Consider the following 23,700-nt stretch of genomic DNA (forward strand, 5'->3'; position numbering starts at 1 on the left):
TATATTTCCAATATAGCGGATTATCGTGATCTTGAGAATAGATCATAGCTGCCTCCAACAAGGAGACCACCATGATCGATTCCCGTACCGCTCCCTACGCCGCGCTGGTGCTGCGCGTGACGCTGGGTGCGCTGTTCCTCGCCCATGCCAGCCTGAAGTTGTTCGTGTTCACCCCCGCCGGCACCGCAAAGTTTTTCGGAAGCCTCGGCTTCCCGCCCGAGCTCGCCTACCTCATCATGACGGTGGAAGTTCTCAGTGGCGTCGCGCTGATCCTCGGCTTCTGGACCCGCTATGCGGCGCTGGCCGGCATTCCGATCCTGCTCGGTGCGATCTTCACCGTGCACGGCGCCGCCGGCTTCTTCTTCACCAACCCGAAGGGCGGCTGGGAATTCCCCGCCTTCTGGGCGATCGCGCTCGCGGCGCAAGCCCTGCTCGGCGACGGCGCCTACGCGCTGCGTCCGTCCCGCGACGTCGCGGTGGCGAGCGGCCAGCTCAGCGGCGCGCATTCGCGCTGACGTCACGGCATCCGCTCGATCGCAACAGCCGCGGGATCAATATCCCGCGGCTTGTTCTGCTTCGCACCCATCAATCTGCGTTCGGCATTGATCCATACCTGAATTGGATCGATCCGCGTCAATCTTGCATGGCGGGCCTCGTCGCTGCCGTGCGGCATCATCGGAAACACCGATAAACACAGGCGTTCCGAGGCGGTCTCTGCCGACGCGCCTGCTTCTTGCGCCATCGCGGCACCCCGGCTGCAACCCTTGCCTGCGCCGTCGCTTTGGCCATACAGTCCGCACAACGGGCTGCGGCAACGACCGCGGCACGAAAAAATAATAATTGGGGAGAGACCGCATCATGACCATCGTGCCCGTGAACCGTCGCGCGTTCATCAAGTCATCGACGGGACTTGCCGCCGGCCTCGTGTTCTCCCCCGCCCTCATCGGCCGTGCCGAAGCCGCCACGATGAAGCTGAAATGCTCATCCTCGCTGCCGAACGATCCAAAATACGCCAACGGCCGCGTCTACTACGACAATCTGGTCAAGAACCTGAAGGGCAACGGGCTCGGCGAGCAGGTCGAGGTCGCGTTCTTTCCCGACAACCAGTTGGGGCAGGAAATCGACGTCATCAACTCGGTGAAGCTCGGTGTCATCGACCTGATGGTGTCGGGCTCCTCGATCTCGGCCAATTTGGTGCCGCTGGTCGGCACCTACGACCTCGGCTTTCTGTTCTCGAGCTTCCCGCAGCAGACCAAGGCGTTCGACGCCGGCGCCGCCAAGCCGATCGAGGACGCGCTGCTCAAGGGCGGCAACATCCGCATCATCGCCTGGGCCTATAATTTCGGCTCGCGCAGCGTCCTTGCGAGGAAGCCGGTGAAGACGCCGGAGGATCTCGCCGGCCTCAAGATCAGGACGCTGCCAAATCCCGTCATCACCGAATGCCTGCGGCTGATGGGGGCCGCCGCGACGCCGCTGGCGTTCGGCGAAATCTACACGGCGCTGCAGGCCGGCGTGCTGGACGGGCTGGAGCACGATCCGCCGACGATCCTGGCCAGCAAGTTCTTCGAAACGGCGAAGTTCTACGCGCTGACGCAGCACAATTTCTCGCCGCTCGCGATCTATTTCAGCGACATGACCTACAACCGCATGGATCCGAAGCTGCGCGAAGGCTTCCTCGATGCCGCGAAGAAGGCCGCGGCCGACACCCGTACCCATGGGCTTGCGGTCGAGAAGGAAGCGCTGGCGGCCTTGACCGAGAAGGGCGTGACGGTCGCCGAATGCGACCGCGAGGCGTTCAGGAAGCGCGTCGCGCCGCAGATCGAGAACTTCATCAAGGCGCGGCCGGAATCGAAGCCGGTCATCGACATCATCCGCGCGACGCAAGCCTGAGATGGCGATGACAGCCGCCGTGCCCCTCTCGGGCGGCCGCCACGGTAGCATCGCCCTGCTGCTTCGCTCGAGCGACGCGATCGCGGCCATCCTGCTGGCTGCGGATCTCGTGGTCGTCTGCGCGTCCGTGCTGCTGCGCTTTTGCTTCAACGCACCGGTCGAATGGTCCGACGACGTCGCGCGCGGCCTGATGGTCGGCTCGGCCTTCTTCGGCGCGGCGAGCGCGCTCGCGCGCGGCGAGAATGTCGGCGTGTCCTTCTTCCGCGACCTGTTGTCGCCGCGGCTGCGGACGCTGGTCGACGCCGCCGCCGCGCTGCTGATCGTGCTGATCTCCGGCTATGTCGCCTACAACGCGATCAAGCTGGGCTCGCTGACGGCGGGCCAGACCACCGGCTCGGGCCTGCCGCTGGAGCTGACCTTCTATCCGATGGGCGTCGGTGCGCTGTTCATGACGGTGTTCGCGATCGACCATCTTTGCGCCAGGCCGCTGCCCGACATCGTCCGGGGGCTCGTCGCGATTGCCGTCGTGACCGGGCTCTATCTGGCCTGGGATTATCTGTCGCCCGCCACGGTGCCGTCAGCGGGCACGCTGATGCTGATCGGCTTTTTCGCGACGCTGTTCGGCGGATTGCCGATCGGCTTTGCGCTGGCGCTGGCCGCGCTGATCTTCATCTGGGTCGAGGGCGCGCTGCCCGGCGTGATCTTCGCCCAGCAGATGGCGCGCGGCATCGACAATTTCGTGCTGCTGGCGATTCCGTTCTTCATTCTCGTCGGCTACCTCATGGAAGCCAACGGCATGTCGGTGCGCCTGATCGAGTTGTTGCAGCGCGGGGTCGGCCGCATGCGCGGCGGGCTCAACGTGGTGATGGTGGCCTCGATGGTGCTGTTCTCGGGCATCTCGGGCTCGAAGATGGCCGACGTCGCCGCTGTCGGCTCCGTGCTGATCCCTGCGGCGCGCCGCTCCAAGCAGAATCCGGGCGGCGCGGTGGCGCTGCTCGCGGCTTCCGCCGTGATGGCGGAGACGATCCCGCCGTGCATCAACCTGATCATCCTGGGATTCGTGGCGAACCTGTCGATCGGCGGCCTGTTTGTCGCGGGCCTGCTGCCGGCGGCGCTGATGGCGCTGGTCCTGATCGCCGTCTCCATCATCTTCGGCAAGCGGCCAGCCGATGCCGAAGAGGTCGCGCCACAGATTCCGGTGTCCGGCCTGTGGAGCGGCGCGATCGCCTCGTTCGGCCTGATCTTCATGATCTTCTTCGGCTTCAAGAGCGGCTTTGCCACAGCCACGGAAATCTCGGCCTTCGCGGTCGCCTATGCGCTCGTCGTGGGCAGCCTGGTGTTCCGCGAGCTCGGCTTCACTTCGGCCGCGCACAGTTTCGTGCAGGCCGCAACGCGCGCGGGGCTCGTGCTGTTCATCGTCGCCGCGGCGCAATCGCTCGCGTTCACGCTGACCTTGCAGCAGGTGCCGCATGCGGTCGGCGATTTCATGCTGGGACTGTCGAAGACCTCGGGCGTCTGGCTGTTCATGCTGCTCGCGATCGCGGTGCTGATCGTGATGGGCTCGGTGCTGGAAGGCGCGGCCGCGCTGATCATCTTCGGGCCGCTGCTGCTGCCGGTCGCGGTGCAGCTCGGCATCGATCCCCTGCATTTCGGCGTGGTGCTGGTGATCGCGATGGGGATCGGCCTGTTCGCGCCGCCGCTCGGGCTCGGGCTCTACGGCGCCTGCCTGATCGGCAACGTGCCGATCGAGCAGACGGTGAAGCCGATCATGGGCTATCTCGGCCTGTTGTTCCTCTGCCTGCTGGTGATCGCCTTCGTGCCATGGCTCTCGACCGCGCTGCCGCGCGCATTCGGCTACTGAAGGAGTTTTCCGTGAAAGTCCTGCTGGCTCACACGCCGGAGATGCGCCGCAATTACTACGGCGACCGCAGCCTGAACGGCCTGCGCGCCACCGCCGAGGTGATCCTGCACGAGCGCGACAATACGCTTGACGCGGCCAGCCTCGTGCGCGCGGCGAAAGATGCCGACATCATCGTCGCCGACCGCATGACCGAGGGGCGCGGCGAGATCTTTGCGCAACTGCCGCGCCTGCGTGCCTTCGTCCGCTGTGCCGTCGATATCCGCAACGTCGATGTCGAGGCCGCCTCGACCGCCGGCGTGCTGGTGACCCGCGCCGGCCCCGGCTTCGTGCAGGCGGTGGCCGAGCTCGCACTCGGCTTCATGGTCGATCTTTCCCGCGGCGTCTCGCGGGCGACCGCCGACTATCAGTCCGGCCGCAAGCCGGAAGCGCGGATGGGCCGTCAGCTCGCCGGCAGCCGGATCGGCATCATCGGTTATGGCAGCATCGGGCGTTACCTCGCCGAAGTGGCAAAAGTGCTGCGCATGGAGGTGCTGGTGTCCGATCCCTTCGCGACCGTCGGCGACAGCGCCATCCGGCAGGTCGGTCTCGACGAGCTTCTCGCCGCGTCGGACTATGTCGTATGCCTTGCGGTTGCGAATGAAGCGACCGAGAACCTGATCGGTGAGGCGGCGCTGGCGCGCATGCAGAGGCACGCGCTGTTCATCAATCTGTCGCGCGGCAATCTCGTCGACGAGGCGGCGCTTGCCCGCGCGCTGCGCGAGAACCGCATCGCCGGCGCGGCGATGGATGTCGGCCGTGCACCCGACCAGATGCCGACGCCGGAGCTGGCGAGGCTCCCCAATGTCATCGCCACGCCGCATGTCGGCGGCCTGACGCCGCAGGCGATCGAATATCAGTCGCTGGAAACGGTGCGGCAGGTCGCGGCCATCGTCAAGGGCGAGGTGCCGCAAGGCGCCGTCAACGCGGAGCGCTGGACGCGGCGGCCGTGAGCGCCGCTATAGCCGGTCCACTGCCTTGAACGTCCCGTCCTTCTGGATCACGGTCAGGAACACCTTCGGCGGCGTGTCGATCATGCCCACGCCGACGGTGACGATGCTGCCGCTGATGTCGAAGCGGCCGACATCGTTGATGGCGCGCAGCAGGCTCGCGCGCGTCGGTTGCGGTCCGGCCTGTTCCAGTGCCGCGGCCGCTAGGCGGCCGGAGAGGTAGCCTTCGAGCGACACGAAGTCCGGTGTCAGCGCCGGGTCGAACGCTTTCTGCGCCGCCTGGTAGTCGGCGACCAGCTTCAGCGAGCGGTCCCAGGGAAACGGCACGACCTGCGAGACGATGACGCCTTCGCCCTCGGGGCCGAGCTCCTGGGCGAGTGCGTTGGCGCCGACGAAGGAGATGTTGACGAAAGTCGGATGCGCGCCGCTGCGGTGAGCGAGCTTGATGAACTCCGCGCAGGGACCGTAGGTCCCGACCATGACGATCGCCTCCGGCTCGACGCGCTTGATCATGCGCCAGGCCGAGGTGACCGCGCGGGTGTTGCGCTCGAAGGTGCCTTCGGCGGCGAGCTCGAGGCCACGTTTGGCGAGCGCGCGCTTCACGCCGGACAGACCGTCGCGGCCGAAGGAATCGTCCTGGTAGAAGATCGCGATCCGGGTGAAGTGGAGATCCTCCGTGAGGTGCTTGACCCACGCCTCGGCTTCGGCGCCATAGCTCGCGCGGATATTGACCACGTTCGCAAGCTCGAGGTCGCGCAAGAATTCGGCGCCGCTGAACGGACCGATGAAGGGCACCTTCCTGGGGCTGGTGATCGGAATTGTCGCCATTGCGGTCGGCGTGCCCACCGCACCGATCAGCGCGAACACCTTGTCGTCCTCGATCAGCCGCAGCGTCTGCGCAGCCGAGCGGTCGGGGTCGTAGCCGTCGTCGCGGCTGATGAGCTGGAGCTTGCGGCCGTGGACGCCGCCCTTGGCGTTGATCTCGGTGAACGCCGCGACGATGCCCTGCCGCATCCGCTGTCCGAGTGCGGAGGAGGGGCCTTCCAGGGCTGCGGCCTGGCCGAACAGGATCGCATCCTTGCTGACGCCGACCTCGTCGCCTCGCGCCGGCAGCATTGCCGCGGCCAGCCATGCGATGGTCAAGGCGGCGTATGTCGCGGATCGCGATCGTGTCATGAGGAGCTGGCCGGATGCTGAAGACGTTGCGGAGACGATAGGTCTGGCGCGCTGAACAGGTCGCTAACCTGGGATGCGTCGAGAGGTCCGTAAGACTCCGGGGAAAACCGGCAGGATCCTGTCAGACTGACGTAACTCGCAGGTCAATCGTTAACTAAGCCGCGTGATGCGGAACAGGCCGGTTACGAAATTGGGCAGTTCTTAACCGCGTTCCTTGTCCGATAGTGGTTCCGGCGGCTCAACCAGAAGTTCGAGTGGCCGTGCGATGGGGACTTGCGGATCAAGATGGGCGGTCGCGATCAGAACGATCAGGATCGGAGGCGTATGACCGGGTGGTGGCGTGCCGCGCCGCTGCTCGGGCTCTATCGCCCTGCGCTCGTCGCCGTCGGCGTCGGGCTTCTGTTCTCGATCGCGGGCGCGGCCGCCGTGGCGCGATGGGAACATCGTGTCAACAGGATCGAGTTCGAGAACGCGGCCGAGACCGAGGCCATCGTCATGCAGCACGGCATGGGCGAGTACATCTCCAGGCTCGTCGCCCTGCGCACGCTGTTCGAATCGACCAACGAGGAGATCACCCGCAGCGAATTCGAGACCTTCAGCGCCCGCCTGTTCGAGCGCCATCCCGGCATGCTGCGCATCGCCTGGGTGCCGCGCGTCAACCGCAAGGAGCGCGCCGAATACGAGGCCGCCGCGGTGACCGACGGCGTGTCCGGCTACCGCATCAAGTCGCTCCAGGGCGATGCGTTCGCGACCGCGCCGCAGAGCGATGAATATTTTCCGGTGTTCTACTCGACCCAGCCGAAGACGTCGCCGGTCTACGGCATGGACTACGCGAGCGTTCCGGAGCGCCGCGCGGCCCTCGAGCGCGCGCGCGATACCGACCGTGTCGTGGCCATTCGCACGCGCCTTTACGAGCCGAGGGAGGGCAGCCGGCAGCCCGACGTCCTCGTCGCCATTCCCGTCTACGCCAAGGGAACCTCGCGCGACACGTCGGTGGACCGGCGCCGCAATCTCGCCGGCTTCGTCGTCGGCGTCTTCGACCTGCCGCTGCTGATCCAGTCCATTCGCGTGACCACAGGCGCAAGCCCCGCGGTCAGCGTCAACGTCTATCCACCGTTCACGGGTCAGATCGTCAGCCTGGATGAAATGCTGCCGGATTATGCGTCGGCCGCGACGGCGCCGCAGTCGATGCGTGACGTCGCGCAGGCCCTGCACTGGTCAGGCAGCCTCAAGATCGGTGACACCGATTGGCAGGTGCGGGCGGTCCCGGCTTCCGGTGGTCCGCTGGAGACGACTTACGATCGCGCGGGCGCGGTGCTGATCGTCGGCATGCTGCTGACGCTGTCGCTGTCGACCTACCTCATGCTTGCAAGCCGCAATTCGCGGCGGCTGTCGCTGGCGAACCGGCGGGTGCTCGAGCTCGCCCATACCGACATCCTGACCGGACTGCCCAACCGCGCCTTCTTCCTCGCCCGGCTCGACGAGCTCAATGGCCGTCTGAACGACGGCGGTCCGGCCTTCTCGATCCTGATGCTCGACCTCGACCGCTTCAAGAACGTCAACGACTCGCTCGGTCACGGTGCCGGCGATGCGCTGCTGCGCCAGGTCGCGCAGCGGCTGAAATCCGCCATGCGCGCCAGCGACGTGCTGGCCCGGCTCGGCGGCGACGAATTCGCCATCATCCAGGAAGCTTGCGAGGACCAGCGCGTCTGCTCGACCGAGCTGGCGGGGCGGATCGCAAAGCTCATCGCCAACCCGTTCCTCCTGCCCGGACACCGCGTCGAGATCGGTACCAGCATCGGTATTGCGATTGCGCCCGATCACGGCAGCGGCCAGGAGCAGCTGTTGAAAAAGGCCGACCTTGCGCTCTACCGCTCGAAATCGGCCGGCCGCAACTGCTTCACCATCTACGACGAGGCGATGTCGGCCGAGCTCGAGGCGCGCAACGTGCTGGAAGGCGATTTGCGCGACGCCATCGCACGGTGCCAGCTGGAGGTGCACTACCAGCCGTTCATCGACGCGCTCAGCGGCGAGCGGCGCGGCTTCGAGGCGCTGGTGCGCTGGCGGCATCCGACGCGCGGATTGATTCCGCCGGACCAGTTCATCCCGCTTGCCGAGGAAACCGGACTGATCGTGCCGCTCGGCGAGTTCGTGCTGCGGCGCGCCTGCGCGGACGCAGCCGGGTGGCCCTCCGGCCTCGCGGTCGCCGTCAACCTGTCGCCGATCCAGTTCAAGGAGGCCGAGCTGTTCGAGATGATCAGCGCGGCGCTCGCCGATTCCGGGCTGCCGCCGCAGCGGCTGGAGATCGAGATCACCGAATCCGTCCTGCTGGAGCGCGGGGTCGAGAACCACGCCTTCATGGAACGGCTGAAGAGCATCGGCATCGAGCTCGCGCTCGACGATTTCGGCACCGGCTATTCGTCGCTCAGCTATCTGACCGCGTTCCCGTTCGACAAGATCAAGATCGACAAGTCGTTCATCCGCAACCTCACGCATCAGCCGCGCAGCTCCGCCATCATCTCCTCGATCGTGACGCTGGCGCGCGGGCTCGACATGTCGGTCACCGCCGAGGGCGTCGAGACCCGCGAGGAGTACGAGCGGCTGAAGGCGCTCGGCGTCAATTTCGCACAGGGCTATCTGTTCGGCCGCCCGCAGCCGATCGAGCGGATCCTGTTCGACGCGCCGGTCAAAGCCTCACGGCGCGACGCCGCCTGAGCGCGGCGCACAAGCGTCCCGCTCAACGGGCATGCGCGAAAAACGCTTGACCCGGTCAGTCCCGGATGGTCGGAAGGATCGGCCAGGGATGAAACACACAATGCGGCTTCCGTTCTTCTACGGCTGGGTCGTGGTCGCGGTGACTTTCGTCACCATGGCCATCGGCGTGAACGCGCGCACCGCCTTTTCGTTGTTCTTCCCGCCCATCATCTCCGAATTCGGCTGGGAGCGCGGTGTCACCGCGGGTGCCTTCTCCTTCGGCTTCGTCGTCTCGGGCGTGGTCAGCCCGCTGATCGGCCGCCTGATGGACCGTGCCGGTCCGCGCGCGGTGATGGAGCTCGGCGTGGTCCTGATGGGGGGCGGGCTGCTGCTCGCGCCGCTCACCACCCAACCCTGGCATCTCTACGTCACCATCGGCGTCATGGTCGGCGCCGGCTCGGTGTGTCTCGGCTATTCCGGCCAGTCGCTGTTCCTGCCGAACTGGTTCATCCGCAAGCGTGGCTTTGCCATCGGCATTGCCTTCGCCGGCGTCGGCATCGGCTCGGTGACGCTGCTGCCGTGGGTGCAGCACATGATCGAAGGGACCGGCTGGCGCACCGCCTGCACCGCGATGGGCCTGCTCGTTCTCGTCGTGCTGGCGCCGGTCAACCTGTTCCTGCACAAGCGCCCCGAGGATATCGGCCTCCAGCCGGACGGCGATGCCGCCCCGGCCCCAGGGGCCGCAAAGCCAAGCTCCAACATCGTCGATCCCGTCTGGGTCGCCACCGAATGGACGCTCCGACGCGCCGTCGCGACCTCGCGCTTCTGGTGGATCGCGCTCGGTTATTTCTGCGGCCTGTACATCTGGTACGCGGTCCAGGTGCACCAGACGAAATTCCTGCTCGACATCGGCTTCAGCGCTGGTGTCGCGGTGTGGGCGCTCGGCATCGTCAGCCTGCTCGGCATTCCCGGCCAGATCCTGCTCGGCCATGTCTCCGACCGGATCGGGCGGGAATGGGTGTGGGCGATCAGCTGTGCGGGCTTCGCGATCTCTTTCGCGGCGCTGATGGCGCTGAAATTCCAGCCGTCATTGTGGCTGGTCTACCTCATGGTGTTCACGCAAGGCGCGCTCGGCTACGGCCTCACCTCGATCATGGGCGCGGTGGTGTTCGAGATCTTTCAGGGCCGGCACCAGGGCAGCATTTTCGGCACGATCATGCTGGCGGCATTGGCCGGCGGCGCCGCCGGGCCGTGGATCACCGGCCTGCTTTACGATCGGGTCGGCGACTACACGCTCGCCTTCGGCATCGCGATCGTCGTGAGCGGATTGTCGGCGCTGTCGATCTGGCGGGCCGCGCCGCGCAAGGTGCGCGCCGTGGCCGGCCGCCAGCACAAGCTCCAGGGTGGAACCGGCGCCGAATAGGTTCCGTACACACTGACTTACCGTCCGGTTTTTCGCAGAACGTTAAGCATGTCGCGTCTTGCCGCGGCACGGAGGAATTGCAAAAACGTCTTGGACACCATCGCAGCGTTAGCGTTGGCCCCATTGCCGCCTCTCCCCGATGCCTCCGGGTCCAACGATGTCCGCCTCCGATTGTCCCATGACAGAAACTCCGGAAGTGCTGCTGGCTGCGCTCGAATGCGCCGATGATGGCATCCTCATCGTCGACAGCGCGCATCGCATCACGCATTTCAACGCCGGTGCCGAGCGAATCTGGAAACTCGCGCGCGCCGATGTGCTCGGCCGCGACGCCGAGCTTCTCGCGCTCAAATGCGTTCAGGCCGAACCGGTTGCGGAATTCCACGACGAGATCAGCCTCGTGCGCCGCGACGGCAGCCGCATCCGGGCGGCCATCTCGCTTTCATCAATTACCAGTGGTGGCGTGACCCATCACGTCGTGTTCGCACGCGACGTCACCGCGGAGGCCGAACGCCGCGTCAGAATCGGGCTTCTCCACGCCGTCTCCGACCAGACCAACCGCGCGGTGATGATCACCGACACCGAGCAGAACATCGTCTACGTCAATTCCGCATTCACGACGCTGTTCGGCTATACCAGCGAGGAAGCCGAGGGCCGCCGCGCAGGCGGGCTGATCGCCGGCCGCCACACCGATCGCAAGGCCGTCGCGAAGCTCGTCAAGCGCCTGATGCATGGCGGCCATCGCGGCGAGGTCGAGGCGCTCGCCTATGACAAGGACGGCGAGGAGATCTGGGTCTGCGCCCGCATCGACGCCTTCCGCGACGGGAAGGGCCGGGTCAAGCACATATTCGCATTGATCGAGGACATCACCGAGACCAAGCAGCTGCGCTCGCTTCAGCAGCTCATCATGAGTTCGCTTGCCGACGAGGTTCCGATCACCGATATCGCCGGCAGGCTGTGTCGCCGGGTCGAGGAGATCGCGCCCGACGTCGTCTGCTCGCTGCTTCACGTCGATGCCGCGGGCCTGCTCCATCCGCTCGGCGGCCCGAGCCTGCCCGAGGACTATTCCCGCGCACTGGACGGAATTGCCATCGGCCCCGACGTCGGCTCGTGCGGAACCGCGGCCTTTTACGGCGAGCCGGTTCTGGCGACCGATCTGGAGACCGACCCGCGCTGGCAGCCCTACAAGGCGATGCCGCTCGAATTGGGCTTGCGCGCCTGCTGGTCGACGCCGATCAAGGCCAAGGACGGGCGGGTCATCGCCACCTTCGCCTTCTACTTCCGTGAGCCGCGTGCGCCGAGCAACTGGCACCGGCGCATCGTCGAGGCCTGCGTCGACCTCGGCGCTTTTGCGATCGAACGCAAGGAGGCGCGCGCCGAGATCGCGCGGCTCGCCTATCACGACATCCTCACCGGCCTGCCGAACCGCGCGCAGCTGCGGAACCTGATCACCACCGCGATCGACGCCTGTCCGACCGGCAGCCATGTGGCGCTGGCCTTCCTCGACGTCGATCATTTCAAGGACGTCAACGACACGCTCGGTCACGCCGCCGGCGACGAATTGCTGATCCAGCTCGCGCAGCGCCTGCGCGAACAGATCGGGCCCGAGGACATGCTGGGGCGGCTCGGCGGCGACGAGTTCGTCATCCTGCTGCCGCAGCGCAACGCCGAGAGTGCGGAGCGCGTCGCGGCCGGGATCACCGACGCGCTGGCCGCGCCGCTGCGGCTCGGCTCCAGGCAGCTGCAGATGTCGGTGAGCATCGGCGTCAGCCTCTATCCCGATCATGCGACCGACATCGACACCCTGATGCAGCAGGCGGATGCGGCCATGTACATGGCCAAGCAGGCCGGACGTTCGACCCATCGCCTGTTCAGCGCCGAGATGAACGGACTCACCGAGCAGCGGCTGGCCCTGATCGGTGCGTTGCGCCGCGCCATCGCCGAGGGCGCGCTGACCCTCAGCTACCAGCCGCAGATACGCAGCAGCGACGGCGCGATCCACGGCGTCGAGGCGCTGGCGCGCTGGCACGACGCCGTGCTCGGCGACGTCTCGCCGGCCAAATTCATCCCGCTCGCCGAGGAGTGCGGCCTGATCGAGCAGATCGGCCTGTGGTCGGTGCGCGAAGCCTGCCGGCAGATGGCGATCTGGCGCCGCGCCGGGCTCAACATTCCCTGCGTGTCGGTGAACCTGTCGCCGATCAATTTCCGCAACGTCACGCTGGCCGCGCGGCTCAAGGACATCTTCGCCGAATACGATCTGCCGGCGGATGCGCTGATGCTCGAGATCACCGAAGGCGCGTTCATGCAGGACAGCGTCGCCGCGCTCGAGACGATGAACGCGATCCGCGAGCTCGGCGTCGGGCTTTCCGTGGACGATTTCGGCACCGGCTATTCGAGCCTCAGCCGGCTTGCGCATTTGCCGATCCGCGAGCTGAAGATCGACCGCAGCTTCATGCGCGACATCGAGAAGAATGCCGGCGCGCTCGCGATCGCCACCGCGGTGGTGCGGGTCGGACAGGGCCTCGGCATGACCGTCGTCGCCGAAGGCGTCGAGACCGAGGGCCAGCGCAGGACGCTGGCCGAGCTCGGCTGCGACGTCGTGCAGGGCTTTCTCTATGCACCCGCGCTCCCGCCGATCGCGTTCGAGCGCTGGCTGATCGAGCACTGCGCCGAGCAGGCGAGGGCGATGCTGGGGCGGCTTGATGTGGCGCAGGCAGCTGCGGTTGCGGTGAAGCGGTCGGCCTGATCGCCGAACGGTTCTTTAACTCACAAGCAACAAGTTCTCTTTATCTGTCCACCGGCCGAAGCTGCCCGGCAGCACTTTCGATGGAACCCATGCCTCACGTCCCCAAGCCGCTCGACAGGATCACACTTGCCGAGTTGCTCGGCGCACTGAGCCACGCGCTCGATCTCTCGGAGGGGCAGCCGGCCGGGCATTGCGTGCGGTGCAGCCGCATCGGAGTCATGATCGGCAGGGAAATCGGCCTCGGCGAAGACGAACTGGTCGAACTCTATTACGCGCTGCTGCTGAAGGATCTCGGCTGCAGCAGCAACGCTGCGCGCATCTGCGAGCTGTATCTGACCGATGATCGCTCCTTCAAACAGGACTTCAAGCTCATCGATGGCAGCCTGCCGCAGGCGCTGCGCTTCGTGCTGAGCCATACTGGGCTGAAGGCCGGCCTGGCCGAGCGGTTCCGCGCCATCGTCAACATCTTCCAGAACGGCGGCAGGATCGCCCGCGAACTGATCGAGACGCGCTGCCATCGCGGCGCCGACATTGCCCGCAAAATGCGCTTCTCCGAACCGGTGGCGGAGGGCATCAAGAATCTCGATGAGCATTGGGATGGTGGCGGCAAGCCCCTCGGCCTTCGTGAAACGGCCATCCCGATTTACTCGCGCCTCGCATTGCTGGCCCAGGTGGTCGATGTATTCTACATCGCGAACGGCCCCGAGGCTGCGCTTCGTGAAGCCCGGAATCGATCGGGCAGCTGGTTCGATCCGCGGCTCGTGGCTGCGCTTGAGCGCCTCGCGGAGCAGCCTGGATTCTGGGACACGCTCGGCGCTGAGGACCGGCTCGAGGCCCTTCCGCTGCTGCCGCAGCAGGCGAGCGTGCCGGTCGACGAGGACTATCTGGATGACATCGCGGCCGCTTTCGCCCAGGTGGTCGATTCGAAGAGTCCCTACACCAGTGGTCACAGCGAGCGCGTCACGCTTTTCACTGACATGATTGCGGAGCAGCTGGAGTTCAGCGACGAGCGGCGACGCTGGCTCAAGCGTGCCGCGCTGCTGCACGACATCGGCAAGCTCGGCGTCAGCAATGCAATCCTCGACAAGCCGGGCAAGCTCGACGATTCCGAATGGGAGGTCATGCGCATGCATTCCGCCCATTCGGAAGCAATCCTGTCGCGCATCAGTGCGTTCAGCGAGCTCGCACCGATCGCCGGCGCGCATCACGAGCGGCTGGACGGCAAAGGCTATCCGAGCGGCCTTTCGGCAGGCCAGATCTGCCTGGAAACCCGGATCATCACCACCGCGGATATCTTCGATGCGCTGACCGCGGACCGGCCGTATCGCGCTGCGATGCCGGTCACGAAAGCTCTCGCCATCATGTCGGGGATGGTCGGCACCCAGCTCGACCCGGATTGCTTTGCGGCTCTTCGCCGGGCCCTCGGACGGGTTGACGAGACGCTGGCGGCCTAGCGAGCGTTTCGAGGCTATCATCTCGCTTGCACCGTCTGGTGAGATGACACGGGCAACGCGCATTATTTTCGCGGATCGGAACCTCGGGCTTTTCCCCACGTTGTCGGCCGTTCAACGCAAAACCCGGCACGACCATGAAGAAGATCGCCGCCATCGCAGTCATGCTCCTGCTCCCTGCGTTGCCGGCTGCTGCCGGCGCCGAAGGCTGGACCAGCTATCGCATTCCCGAGAGTGGCACCAGCGTCGACATTCCCTCGTCCATCTTCACCGAGGAAGCGGCGCGGCCCGACGGATATGGCATGCGGTACCGGACCGGCGACGGCCGCGCGGACATCACGGTGCAGGCCGTTCCGAACGACGGCAGCTCGCCGGCCGTTTTCCTGGCCCGCAAGAATCCGCCGTCCGGCATCATCTACAAGCGCATCACCCCGCGCTTCTTCGTGGTCTCCAGCATCCGGCGCGGCAAGATCTGGTACAATCGCTGCAACTTCGCACCCCGCTACGTGCATTGTGTTCTGATCAATTATCCGGCCGCGGAGAAGCGGCAGTGGGATGCGATCGTGACCCGTGTCAGCCGCACGCTGAGCGGCGGTTGATCGCTACGACGAAAAACTGCCCGCGGCTTGCGGGCAGCAGTCTCGCGGGGATGGTTCAGCGGACGTTCGTCGAGGTCGTCGACATGGTCGGCTTGGAGCCCGGCTCGTGCGACATGGTCTTGGTGGTCGACCCGACCTCCTCGCCCGCCTTCACTTTCGTACGCGTGTGGGAGCGGCTGAACGTGCCGCCCTCATGCGCCTGCGCCCGCGCATTGGAGTTGAGCACCGGACCGTTGCCCTTGTTCATGCTGGTGCCGGACTGCGCCTTGCCGCTGGCGGAAGCGGCACTGCCTCCCGCAGCAATCGACGAACCGGTCTGTCCGGAGCTCGAAGTCGAGGTGCCACCGGTGCCGAGAGTCGTGGCCGAGGTGCCGCCGGCGGCGGCCGAACCGCCGCTGCCGCCGGTCATGCTGGTCTGCGCGAAGAGCGGAGAGGCGCCGGCGAGCAGAAGTGCGACCGCCGAAGTCGCGATCAATGTCCTCATTGTCGAATCCTTTCCTATGGTGACGATGTCGAGATCGTGCAGCCGTTGACTGTGACGGTGCTCGCGCTGGTCGAACCGGGGCCGCCGGCCGTCGAGGACGAGCTCGACACGCTGCCGCCGCCGGCCTGGACGTGCACCGACGATCCGCCGGCCGAGCTCGAGCTCGACAGCGAGCCGCTGGATGCGGTCGAGCCGGTTGTCCCTGAGCCCGATGAGCCGAGTGCGGTGACGCTGCCGTCGGGATGTTTCTCGACCGTGACCCGGCAGGTCTCGCCTGAGGCGGTCTTGCCGGTCTTCTGCATGGTTTCCGCCGCAGCGGCGCTGCCCATCATAGTCAACGCTGCGATCGCAACGATTGATCGGTGCATGCGAGTCCTCCTTCAACAAGGGCGAAGGAGCGGCATTGCTGCCGCTCCGCCGACCAGGATGTCAGTCCTTGTCCTTCTTCATCTCGTCCTTGTGGTGGCCCTTGCCCTTCTCCATGCCCATGTCACTGGCATGTCCCGCGGACGAGCCGGCCGTTCCCACGGTCGAGCCGCTCTTGCCACCGCCCGCCGACGAGCCGCCGGTGCCGACGGTCGATGCGGAGTTGGAGCCGGAGCCTGCCGCGGAGCCGCCCGTGCCGACGCTGGACGAACTCTTGCCGCCGCCGGCCGACGAACCGCCGGTGCCGAGCGTCGAGGCCGAGCCGCTGCCCGAGCCCGCGGCGGAGCCGCCCGTGCCGACCGACGAACTGCTGGTGCCGCCGCCGGCCGACGAGCCGCCGGTGCCAAGCGTCGATGCCGAGCCCGAGCCGCTGCCCGAACCAGCCGACGAGCCGCCTGTGCCGACGGTCGAACTGCTGGTGCCGCCGCCGGCTGACGAGCCGCCTGTGCCGACGGTCGAACTCGACTGCGCCATGGCGAGCGCGGTACCGGCCAGCAGCGCAGCTGCGGCCGCAGACAATTTCAGAATCCTCATCACTGTCTCCTCCGATTATCAAGTTGCCAAACAAGGCGCGGGATAAAGTGGCAGGACGCTGAAACGTTCCTTTGGCAGGCATGGTGATGTGGACATGCGCAGCACGATCGCGCGCAGAAATTATCAGGGCTGTCTCAGGAACAAATCAAGGTATTCTCAAAGCTTTCCATCGGATCCGCGTCATGATTGCGCGATCGAACCTATTGAAGCAGAAAGCTCATCAGATGTTGCGATATCGCGCCTGGTACACGACGGGATCCGCGGCCCTCATGCTCGCGCTCGTCATGGGCACTCTGGTCAACGGTCTTACGGCGTTTTTTGTCGCGATCGAGGCCGCCGAAGGTTGGGGCCGATCTGAAATAGCCGCGATCAACAGCTTCGGACTTCTCGGCATAGCGGCCGGAAGCGTCGTCATGGGGTTCGTCTCCGATCGTCTCGGCATCAGGCCGATATGTCTGATCGCAGTCACCGTCATGGGCGCTTGCCTGCTCTTGACGGCCTATGCGCATGCGCCCTGGCAACTCTATGTCATCTTCTTTCTCGCCGGGGCACTGAGTGGAGGCGCGCTCTTCGCTCCGATTTTCGCGACGGTTGGAAACTGGTTCCCGACCTCGGCGGGCCTCGCAATCGGTATCGCCGCCGCAGGGCAAGCCGTTGGTCAAGGTGGCGTCCCCTTCCTCTCTGCGTATCTGATAGAGCGCTTCGGCTGGCGCGGCGCGATGATCGCCTTGGGAACGGCCGTTCTCGTGACGCTTCTGCCTTTGGCTGCATTCATGCGCGACGCGCCCGCGCCCGCTTTTGGAAGCGGCGCAGCGTATGTTCCCCCGATTCGGTCGACCGTCGCCGTTCCCATCCTCAGCGTGGCAGTCTTCCTTTGCTGCTCCTGTATGGCGGTGCCGCTCATGCACTTGATGCCTCTGATTCAAGGCCTCTGCATTCCCGCGACCGACGCCGGCGGCGTGATGCTTGCCATGCTTCTTGCCGCAATTGCCGGGCGGATCGCATATGGCAAGCTGTGCGACATGATCGGTCCGCTTTCATCGTGGGCGGTGGCGTCGGCGCTCCAGACGGCTGGAGTCCTGGCATTCACGCAATTCGTATCCTTTCGCGGGTTCTTGATTTTTTCCATTGTGTACGGGTTCGCTTACGCCGGTGTCATGACAAGCGTGCTGGTCTCTGCACGGGCTCTAACGCCGCCGGCGCGCCGTGGAGCCCTGATGGGAATCATTCTCGCGTTCGCCTGGATCGGTCATGCATTCGGTGGCTATCAAGGCGCTGCGATCTTTGACCTGACGGGAAGCTATACGACGGCTTTCGCGATCGGCTCTGCCGCCGGCCTTTTGAACCTGGCTCTTGTGATGACGCTGCTGGTGCTCTCGCATCGCGGGCGTCTGCCGGCAACTGCAGAAGTGTTGACCTGAACTGCAGCCGCTTCACTCCGACGCCAATCCCGTCCTGCGCCGCAAATCCGTGATCGCGCGCAGAAAGCTGTCGGCCGGCGTCGTCTCCGGATCGATCAGGCGGTGCAGGCGAAAGCCGTCTTCCAGCGCGAGCACGACCGAGGCCATCCAGGGCGGGTCCAGCGTGTCGCCTCTTGCGCTGCTCTTCAACGTGGCCTCGACGATGTCGGCAACCAGCTTGCGCCGCGCGCGCAGGCGCTTGGCCAGCTCCGGGCGGCGCTTCTCGGCGCGGGCGACGAACAGGATCATCTCCATGTGCAGCAGCGGCGAGCGGCCGAGCGGATCCTGCTTGCCGCGATCCATCGCCTTCAAAGCCGCGATGAAGTCGTCGAGATTGCCGTGCCGCGCGAGGATGTCCATGTTGCGCCGGATCGACTGCTCGACATGGTCCTCGAGCATGGCGATGATCAGCTCGTCCTTGCTCGTGAAGTTCGAATAGAACGCGCCGCGGGTGAAGCCGGCCGCCGCCGCAATCGCCTCGATGCTGGCGCTGCCGATGCCGTCCGCCTCGAACACGCGGGCGGCTGCCTCGAACAGTCTGTCGCGCGTATCGTCCCTGGTTGGCCTGGTTCTCACCCTTGACATCGGGGCAGCTTAAGGCAGAATGCAACTCGATACAAGAATGTATCGGATTGATAATTGAGTTCAAGGGATGGTTACGCCGTGCACTTGGGCAGCCGGCGTATCGTGTCATGCGGCAACCGACGTGAGGTCACCATGAACGAGCAATTGCAATCCGCCGCCGGCGATCCCCTGTTCAACCCGCTGTCGCCGGACTTCATCCGCAATCCCTATCCACACTTTGACCGGCTGCGCACCACCGATCCGATGCATGTGACGCCGTTCGGCGCCTTCGTCGCCAGCCGCCATGCCGAGGTCAGTCTCGTGCTGCGCGACAAGCGATTTGGAAAGGACTATGCCGACCGCAGCAAACGGCGCTACGGCGATGATATTCTGGCGCAGCCGATTTTCCGCAACATGTCCCACACCATGCTGCAGGCAGATCCGCCCGATCACACGCGCCTGCGAGGTCTCGTGGTCAAGGCCTTTACTGCGCGACGAGTTGAGGACATGCGGCCGCGAATCCAGGAAGTGGTCGACCAGACGCTCGACGCGATATGTGATCGCGGCCAGATGGACCTGATCAAGGATTTCGCTTACCGCCTGCCGGTCACGATTATCTGCGACATGCTCGGCATCCCGCCGGACCATCGTGAGATGTTCCACACCGGATCGAGTGAAGGTGTGCGGATCCTCGAGCCGTCGCCGATGACGCCGGACGAGATCAAGCAAGGCAATGCCCGCATCCAGATGGCGCTGATGTATTTCCAGCAATTGTTCGATCTGCGCCGCCGTGATCCCGGCGACGACCTCATCACCCAGCTGGTGCAGGCGGAGGAGGATGGTAACAAGCTTACGAACGAGGAGCTGACCGCCAACATCATGCTGCTGTTCGTCGCTGGCCACGAGACCACCGTCAATCTGATTGGCAACGGCCTGCTGGCACTCCATCGCAATCCAGACCAGCTCGGGTTGCTGAAGGCGCAGCCCGACCTCATCACCAATGCGATCGAGGAATTCCTGCGCTACGATTCCTCGGTGCAGATGACCGGCCGCGTCGCGCTGGAGGAGATTGATGATCTCGGCGGTAAGCGGATCCCCAAGGGCGAGTCGGTGCTCTGCCTGCTGGGCTCGGCCAACCGCGATCCGGCGGTCTATCCCGACCGGCCCGACCGGCTGGACGTCACCCGCCAGAATGTGAGGCCGTTGTCGTTCGGGGGCGGTATCCATTTCTGCCTCGGGGCCCAATTGGCGCGCATCGAGGCCGAGATCGCCATCGCGACGCTGTTGCGCCGGCTGCCGGACCTGCGCATCGACGACGTCGAAAACCCGGAATGGCGGCCCACCTTCGTGCTGCGCGGCCTGAAGCGGCTGCCGGCGAGCTGGTGACGGCCGCCAGCGTTAACCTCCGCGCGCAACGGTCGCTGTGACTTCGCCACACTTCCCTCTATATAAGGGGCTGTTCCGGCGCGCCTGAGGCCCTCAGGTTGGGCCCGGGCCGGTTTGGCCGAGGGGAGACCCGTGCAGACGACGCTGCTCGGATTAGCGATTGCCTTCATCATTGCGCTGCTGGCCGCGCTGATCGGGCCCTACTTCATCGACTGGAACCAGTTCAGGCCCCAGTTCGAGGCGGAGGCGGGCCGAATCATCGGCGTGCCGGTGCGGGTGGCGGGTGAGCTCGACGCGCGGCTGTTGCCGGCGCCGAAGCTGCGGCTGCGCGCCGTCACTTTCGGCGGCAACAACGATCTCGGCCGCCTGCGCGCCGACAAGCTCGACGTCGAGTTCAGCCTGAGCTCCCTGATGCGCGGCGAATGGCGCGCCACCGAGCTTTCGGTCAACGGCATGGCGGTCGATCTCGGCCTCGATGCCAGGGGGCGGGTCGATTTGCCCTCCACCGCAAGCGGTACCTTCAATCTGGCCTCGCTGGCGATCGAGCGGCTGAACCTCACCGGCCGCATCGCGCTGCATGACGCCGCCAGCCGTTCGACGCTGGAACTGAACGACATCGCCTTCTCCGGCGACGTGCGCTCTCTGGCCGGATCGGTCCGCGGCGACGGCAGCTTCACCGCGACCGGGGTGCGCTATCCGTTCCGCGTCTCCTCCGGTCCGAGCGCCGACGGCAGCGCCACCCGTCTCCATCTCAACATCGACCCGGGCGAGCGTGCCATCCTCGCGGATCTCGAAGGCGTGCTTGCCTTCGACAATCGCCTGCCGAAATTCGAGGGTGCGCTGACGCTGGCCGTGCCCGCGATCAGGAAGGCGGGCGAAGCGGGGCCGATGCCGTGGAAGCTCACGACAAAACTCAAGGCAGATCCGGCGGGCGCGAAATTCGAGCAGATCGATGCCAGTTTCGGCCCCGAAGACACGGCGCTGAAGCTCGGCGGCGTCGGCGACCTCAGGTTCGGCGCTTCGCCGCTGTTGCGTGCGGTCCTGTCGGCACGCCAGGTCGACGCCGACAAGCTGACGGCCAGGAACGATACCGATCCGCAGCGTGTCATGCCGGCGCTGCGCGCGGGCCTCGCCGCGATTCCGCAGGCGCCCGTTCCCGCGCAGATCGAGTTCAACTCCGACCAGATCATGCTCGGCGGCCGTCCGCTCCAGAACATCACCGCGGAGCTAGCGACCGACGGGCGGTCCTGGACGTTCCAGCGGCTCGAGCTGCGCGCGCCCGGCATGACGCAGCTCTCGCTCAACGGCGCGACGCCCGGCGCCGACAGTTTCAGCGGCCGCCTCAGCATCGAATCCTCCGATCCCGATACGCTGGTGGCCTGGCTCCAGGGCCGCACCGAGGTCAACCGCCGCAGCACGCGGCCGCTGCGGCTTGCCGGTGACGTGACGATCGCCGCCAATCATTTCGCCATCGACAGGCTGAAAGCCGAGATCGAGGGCGGCGCGGTCGAAGGCCGCATCGCCTTCGTCCAGACCGGCGCGAGCAAGGGCTCGCGGATCGACGCCGAGCTCAAGGCCGACCGCCTCGACCTCGATGCCGCCGCAAGCTTCGCGCGCGCGCTTGCCGGGCCGCAGGGCGAATGGCCGGAGGAGGCGAAGCTGTCGCTCGATATCGGCCGCGCGATCTCCGCGGGCCAGGAACTGCGGCCGTTTGCGGCGAAGCTCGGCTACGGTCCTGCAGCGCTGTCGCTGGAGCAGTTGCGGTTCGGCCAGGCCAGCGGCGTGACCACGGAAGCAAGCGGCAGCTTCGACCGCGCCAGGGCCACGGGCAAGCTGACGCTGAAATCCTCTGCCAATTCGCTGCGCGACCTCACGGCGCTGCTCGAGCCGATTGCGCCCTCGGTCCGCGCGCGGCTCGACGCGATGCCGTCGCTGCCCGGGGCGACGCGCCTCAAGCTCGACCTCAGTCTCGACACCAACGCCGAGCATGCCGATCGCAACGACGCCCGTGCCGTGCTCGATCTCGACGCGCCGCAGCTCAAGGCCATCGCGACGCTGGCCGCCCGGACGCCGGTCGCCGCAATCAACGGCATCGATATCGATCGCTTGCGCAACAGCGACTTCACGCTGGACTCGAAGATATCGACGCCGCAGGCCGGCGCACTGCTGGCGCTGTTCGGGCTCGATCGCGTGGTGGCCGCGGGCGAGGGGGCCTCTCAATTCGAGGGCAGGCTGAGCGGCGCCTGGCGGCGGCCATTGCAACTGAGTGCAAAGCTCAGCGGCGGCGGGCTGGATGCGAACGCGCAAGGCAGCGTCGACTTGTCGTCCGAGCTCAAGGGCAGCGTGAACCTTCGCGTACGCAACGCCAATCTGGCGCCGCTGTTCGGAACCGGTCCAGCCGTCCAATCGGTGCGGACCGTCAACCTGTCCTCGCGCGTCGGCCTCTCCGGCAACCGCCTGACCTTCGACGATCTCGACGGCGGCGCGGCCGGCTCGCATCTGCGCGGTCATCTCGCGATGACGCTCGATCAGGAGAAGAGCGTCGATGGCGAGGTGGGCCTCGATACGCTCGACTTCGCGCCCGCGCTCGCAATGGCCATCGGCGCGGCCGGCCATGATTCCGGCGAGCCGCTGGGTGCGGGTCTTCTCGGTGGCTGGCGCGGCCGCATCGCCTTCCAGGCCTTGCGCGGCATGCTTCCGGGCGGCATCGAGCTGCGCCCCTTTGGCGGCACGATCCGGAGCGACGGCCAGTCGCTCGCGCTCGACGCGCTCAAGGGCGGCCTCGGCGGCGGCGAGATGTCGGCGAGTCTCGACGTGCGCAATGGCCCGAGCGGCGTTGCGCTGAGCGCGCGCATCGAGCTCGGCAATGTCGATGCGACGGCGCTGCGCTACCGCGATCTCGCGCTGCCCAAGGGACGCGCCTCGTTGCAGATGGCGCTGACCAGCCAGGGCCGCAGTGTTGCGGCCTTGACCGGCGCGCTCGCCGGCAACGGCACGGTGACGTTGGACGCCGCTGAAATCTCAGGCCTCAATCCCCGTGCTTTCGAGATCGCCATCCGCGCCAGCGACGGCGGCCAGGTCGCCGACGACGCCAGGCTGCGGCAGCTGGTCGAGCCTGCGTTGTCGGCAGCTCCGATCGCGGTTGCCTCGGCACAGATTCCGTTCACGATCCGTGACGGCCGACTGCGCGTCGGCGCGACGTCGCTGGAAGCAAAGAACGCACGTGCCATCGTCTCCGGAGGCTACGACATTCCCGCCGACCAGGCCGACATCCGCGCCAGCCTGACGCCGATCATGACCGGGCTCTCCGGCGCACCGCCGGAGATCCAGTTGTTTGCGGCAGGTCCTCCCGACAAGCTGAGCCGCACCGTCGATCTCGCGCCGCTGTCCTCGTGGCTTGCGGTGCGAACGATCGACCGCGAGACGCGCCGGCTCGACGCGATCGAGCGCGGCGAGCCGCCGCCCGCGACCGCCGCGCTGCCGACGCTGGTCTCGCCGGAGCCGCTGTCGGAGCCGCCGCTGCTGGACGTGCCGATGCCCGGCCGCGATCCGCGCCGCGCGCCGCCCAAGCCCAGGATTGAACCGAAGGCGGTGCCGCTGCCGAAGGCGCCGCTGGCCGCGCCCGCCGCGCCAAGTCCTCCACTCACAAGTCCTCCACACGCAAGCCCGCCGCTTGCGAGCCAGCAGGCCGCGCCGCTGCCGCCGCCGATCGACGTGCGGCCGGCCCCGGGTCCGCCGCCCGCAAAGCCCAGGCCGAAGCCGCCGCTGGTTTTGACGCCGTCGAACCCGTAAGGGCGTCGTGGTTGGGAGGTTGGGCCGCGGGCTGCTCTTACCTCTCCCGCTTGCGGGGGAGGTCGCGCCGAAGGCGCGGGAGGGGGCTCTCTCCTCTGGGAGAATCCCTCTGTTGAGGCACCCTCTCCCCAACCCTCTCCCGCAAGCGGGAGAGGGAGTGAACCTCCCGCGTTACGCGGTGGTAAATCCATTCCCTCGCATTTGAATGAATATTGTCGGCAAAACTGCTCT

18 protein-coding genes are annotated in these 23,700 nt (G+C 66.3%); 12 read left to right on the forward strand and 6 right to left on the reverse strand.

What is annotated here, in order from left to right:
- The first annotated feature begins 71 nt into the window (after positions 1–71).
- Entirely contained in the window at positions 72–515 is a 444-nt protein-coding gene (locus OC450_RS02670) for a DoxX family protein (protein ID WP_211384558.1), read from the forward strand.
- A gap of 2 nt (positions 516–517) precedes the next feature.
- Here OC450_RS02670 and OC450_RS02675 read toward each other — a convergent pair whose 3' ends face one another.
- Positions 518–742: a hypothetical protein gene (locus OC450_RS02675; RefSeq protein WP_262047112.1), complete on the reverse strand. Its 225-nt coding sequence runs from the start codon at positions 740–742 to the stop codon at positions 518–520.
- 116 nt (positions 743–858) lie between these two features.
- On the opposite strand from OC450_RS02675, the gene OC450_RS02680 reads away from it, so the two are divergent.
- Genes OC450_RS02680 through OC450_RS02690 form a run of 3 tightly spaced genes read left to right on the forward strand, consistent with a single transcriptional unit; the run spans position 859 to position 4,740 of the window.
- Positions 859–1,890: a TRAP transporter substrate-binding protein gene (locus tag OC450_RS02680; protein ID WP_211384560.1), complete on the forward strand. Its 1,032-nt coding sequence runs from the start codon at positions 859–861 to the stop codon at positions 1,888–1,890.
- A gap of 7 nt (positions 1,891–1,897) precedes the next feature.
- On the forward strand, positions 1,898–3,751 hold the full coding sequence (locus tag OC450_RS02685) for a TRAP transporter large permease subunit (protein ID WP_211384561.1): 1,854 nt from the start codon (positions 1,898–1,900) through the stop codon (positions 3,749–3,751).
- Positions 3,752–3,762: 11 nt separating this feature from the next.
- On the forward strand, positions 3,763–4,740 hold the full coding sequence (locus OC450_RS02690; RefSeq protein ID WP_262047113.1) for an NAD(P)-dependent oxidoreductase: 978 nt from the start codon (positions 3,763–3,765) through the stop codon (positions 4,738–4,740).
- A gap of 6 nt (positions 4,741–4,746) precedes the next feature.
- On the opposite strand, the gene OC450_RS02695 is transcribed toward OC450_RS02690, so the two are convergent.
- Positions 4,747–5,913, reverse strand: coding sequence for an ABC transporter substrate-binding protein (locus tag OC450_RS02695; protein WP_262047114.1), 1,167 nt, complete (start codon positions 5,911–5,913; stop codon positions 4,747–4,749).
- A gap of 324 nt (positions 5,914–6,237) precedes the next feature.
- Here OC450_RS02695 and OC450_RS02700 point away from each other — a divergent pair, with 324 nt between their 5' ends.
- The 5 genes from OC450_RS02700 to OC450_RS02720 all read left to right on the forward strand — a co-directional run bounded on the left by OC450_RS02700 (position 6,238) and on the right by OC450_RS02720 (position 14,823).
- On the forward strand, positions 6,238–8,628 hold the full coding sequence (locus OC450_RS02700; RefSeq protein WP_256806068.1) for an EAL domain-containing protein: 2,391 nt from the start codon (positions 6,238–6,240) through the stop codon (positions 8,626–8,628).
- Between the two features lie 100 nt (positions 8,629–8,728).
- Positions 8,729–10,030 carry an MFS transporter gene (locus OC450_RS02705; RefSeq protein WP_256806212.1) on the forward strand — a complete coding sequence of 434 codons (1,302 nt, stop codon included), beginning with the start codon at positions 8,729–8,731 and terminating at the stop codon, positions 10,028–10,030.
- 157 nt (positions 10,031–10,187) lie between these two features.
- Complete coding sequence (locus OC450_RS02710) at positions 10,188–12,773, forward strand: EAL domain-containing protein (protein ID WP_211384564.1); 2,586 nt, start codon at positions 10,188–10,190, stop codon at positions 12,771–12,773.
- Between the two features lie 80 nt (positions 12,774–12,853).
- On the forward strand, positions 12,854–14,227 hold the full coding sequence (locus OC450_RS02715; protein WP_262047115.1) for an HD-GYP domain-containing protein: 1,374 nt from the start codon (positions 12,854–12,856) through the stop codon (positions 14,225–14,227).
- Positions 14,228–14,361: 134 nt separating this feature from the next.
- Positions 14,362–14,823, forward strand: a complete 462-nt coding sequence (locus tag OC450_RS02720) for a hypothetical protein (RefSeq protein WP_262047116.1) — start codon at positions 14,362–14,364, stop codon at positions 14,821–14,823.
- A gap of 55 nt (positions 14,824–14,878) precedes the next feature.
- Here OC450_RS02720 and OC450_RS02725 read toward each other — a convergent pair whose 3' ends face one another.
- The 3 genes from OC450_RS02725 to OC450_RS02735 all read right to left on the reverse strand — a co-directional run bounded on the left by OC450_RS02725 (position 14,879) and on the right by OC450_RS02735 (position 16,267).
- Entirely contained in the window at positions 14,879–15,307 is a 429-nt protein-coding gene (locus OC450_RS02725; RefSeq protein ID WP_256806071.1) for a hypothetical protein, read from the reverse strand.
- Between the two features lie 14 nt (positions 15,308–15,321).
- Positions 15,322–15,675: a hypothetical protein gene (locus OC450_RS02730; RefSeq protein ID WP_211384568.1), complete on the reverse strand. Its 354-nt coding sequence runs from the start codon at positions 15,673–15,675 to the stop codon at positions 15,322–15,324.
- Between the two features lie 61 nt (positions 15,676–15,736).
- Positions 15,737–16,267, reverse strand: a complete 531-nt coding sequence (locus OC450_RS02735) for a hypothetical protein (protein WP_262047117.1) — start codon at positions 16,265–16,267, stop codon at positions 15,737–15,739.
- A 182-nt stretch (positions 16,268–16,449) separates the two neighbouring features.
- Between OC450_RS02735 and OC450_RS02740 the strand changes: the two genes are divergently transcribed.
- Positions 16,450–17,688, forward strand: a complete 1,239-nt coding sequence (locus OC450_RS02740) for an MFS transporter (RefSeq protein ID WP_249129133.1) — start codon at positions 16,450–16,452, stop codon at positions 17,686–17,688.
- A gap of 12 nt (positions 17,689–17,700) precedes the next feature.
- On the opposite strand, the gene OC450_RS02745 is transcribed toward OC450_RS02740, so the two are convergent.
- Positions 17,701–18,312, reverse strand: coding sequence for a TetR/AcrR family transcriptional regulator (locus OC450_RS02745; protein WP_211384570.1), 612 nt, complete (start codon positions 18,310–18,312; stop codon positions 17,701–17,703).
- Positions 18,313–18,444: 132 nt separating this feature from the next.
- Here OC450_RS02745 and OC450_RS02750 point away from each other — a divergent pair, with 132 nt between their 5' ends.
- Together OC450_RS02750 and OC450_RS02755 are read left to right on the forward strand one after the other, a co-directional pair.
- Positions 18,445–19,677 carry a cytochrome P450 gene (locus OC450_RS02750; RefSeq protein ID WP_262047118.1) on the forward strand — a complete coding sequence of 411 codons (1,233 nt, stop codon included), beginning with the start codon at positions 18,445–18,447 and terminating at the stop codon, positions 19,675–19,677.
- Positions 19,678–19,809: 132 nt separating this feature from the next.
- Entirely contained in the window at positions 19,810–23,469 is a 3,660-nt protein-coding gene (locus OC450_RS02755) for an AsmA-like C-terminal region-containing protein (RefSeq protein WP_262047119.1), read from the forward strand.
- Positions 23,470–23,700: the final 231 nt, after the last annotated feature.

The organism is Bradyrhizobium sp. Bra78 (assembly GCF_024519855.1).
Taxonomy (GTDB): Bacteria; Pseudomonadota; Alphaproteobacteria; order Rhizobiales; family Xanthobacteraceae; genus Bradyrhizobium; species Bradyrhizobium japonicum_G.

Bases quoted from the DNA above. Each gene is read 5' to 3' on its own strand.
- OC450_RS02670 (WP_211384558.1), top strand. From the start codon at position 72: ATGATCGATTCCCGTACCGCTCCCTACGCCGCGCTGGTGCTGCGCGTG.
- OC450_RS02675 (WP_262047112.1), bottom strand. From the start codon at position 742: ATGGCGCAAGAAGCAGGCGCGTCGGCAGAGACCGCCTCGGAACGCCTG.
- OC450_RS02680 (WP_211384560.1), top strand. From the start codon at position 859: ATGACCATCGTGCCCGTGAACCGTCGCGCGTTCATCAAGTCATCGACG.
- OC450_RS02685 (WP_211384561.1), top strand. From the start codon at position 1,898: ATGACAGCCGCCGTGCCCCTCTCGGGCGGCCGCCACGGTAGCATCGCC.
- OC450_RS02695 (WP_262047114.1), bottom strand. From the start codon at position 5,913: ATGACACGATCGCGATCCGCGACATACGCCGCCTTGACCATCGCATGG.
- OC450_RS02700 (WP_256806068.1), top strand. From the start codon at position 6,238: ATGACCGGGTGGTGGCGTGCCGCGCCGCTGCTCGGGCTCTATCGCCCT.
- OC450_RS02705 (WP_256806212.1), top strand. From the start codon at position 8,729: ATGCGGCTTCCGTTCTTCTACGGCTGGGTCGTGGTCGCGGTGACTTTC.
- OC450_RS02710 (WP_211384564.1), top strand. From the start codon at position 10,188: ATGTCCGCCTCCGATTGTCCCATGACAGAAACTCCGGAAGTGCTGCTG.
- OC450_RS02715 (WP_262047115.1), top strand. From the start codon at position 12,854: ATGGAACCCATGCCTCACGTCCCCAAGCCGCTCGACAGGATCACACTT.
- OC450_RS02720 (WP_262047116.1), top strand. From the start codon at position 14,362: ATGAAGAAGATCGCCGCCATCGCAGTCATGCTCCTGCTCCCTGCGTTG.
- OC450_RS02725 (WP_256806071.1), bottom strand. From the start codon at position 15,307: ATGAGGACATTGATCGCGACTTCGGCGGTCGCACTTCTGCTCGCCGGC.
- OC450_RS02730 (WP_211384568.1), bottom strand. From the start codon at position 15,675: ATGCACCGATCAATCGTTGCGATCGCAGCGTTGACTATGATGGGCAGC.
- OC450_RS02735 (WP_262047117.1), bottom strand. From the start codon at position 16,267: ATGAGGATTCTGAAATTGTCTGCGGCCGCAGCTGCGCTGCTGGCCGGT.
- OC450_RS02740 (WP_249129133.1), top strand. From the start codon at position 16,450: ATGATTGCGCGATCGAACCTATTGAAGCAGAAAGCTCATCAGATGTTG.
- OC450_RS02745 (WP_211384570.1), bottom strand. From the start codon at position 18,312: ATGTCAAGGGTGAGAACCAGGCCAACCAGGGACGATACGCGCGACAGA.
- OC450_RS02750 (WP_262047118.1), top strand. From the start codon at position 18,445: ATGAACGAGCAATTGCAATCCGCCGCCGGCGATCCCCTGTTCAACCCG.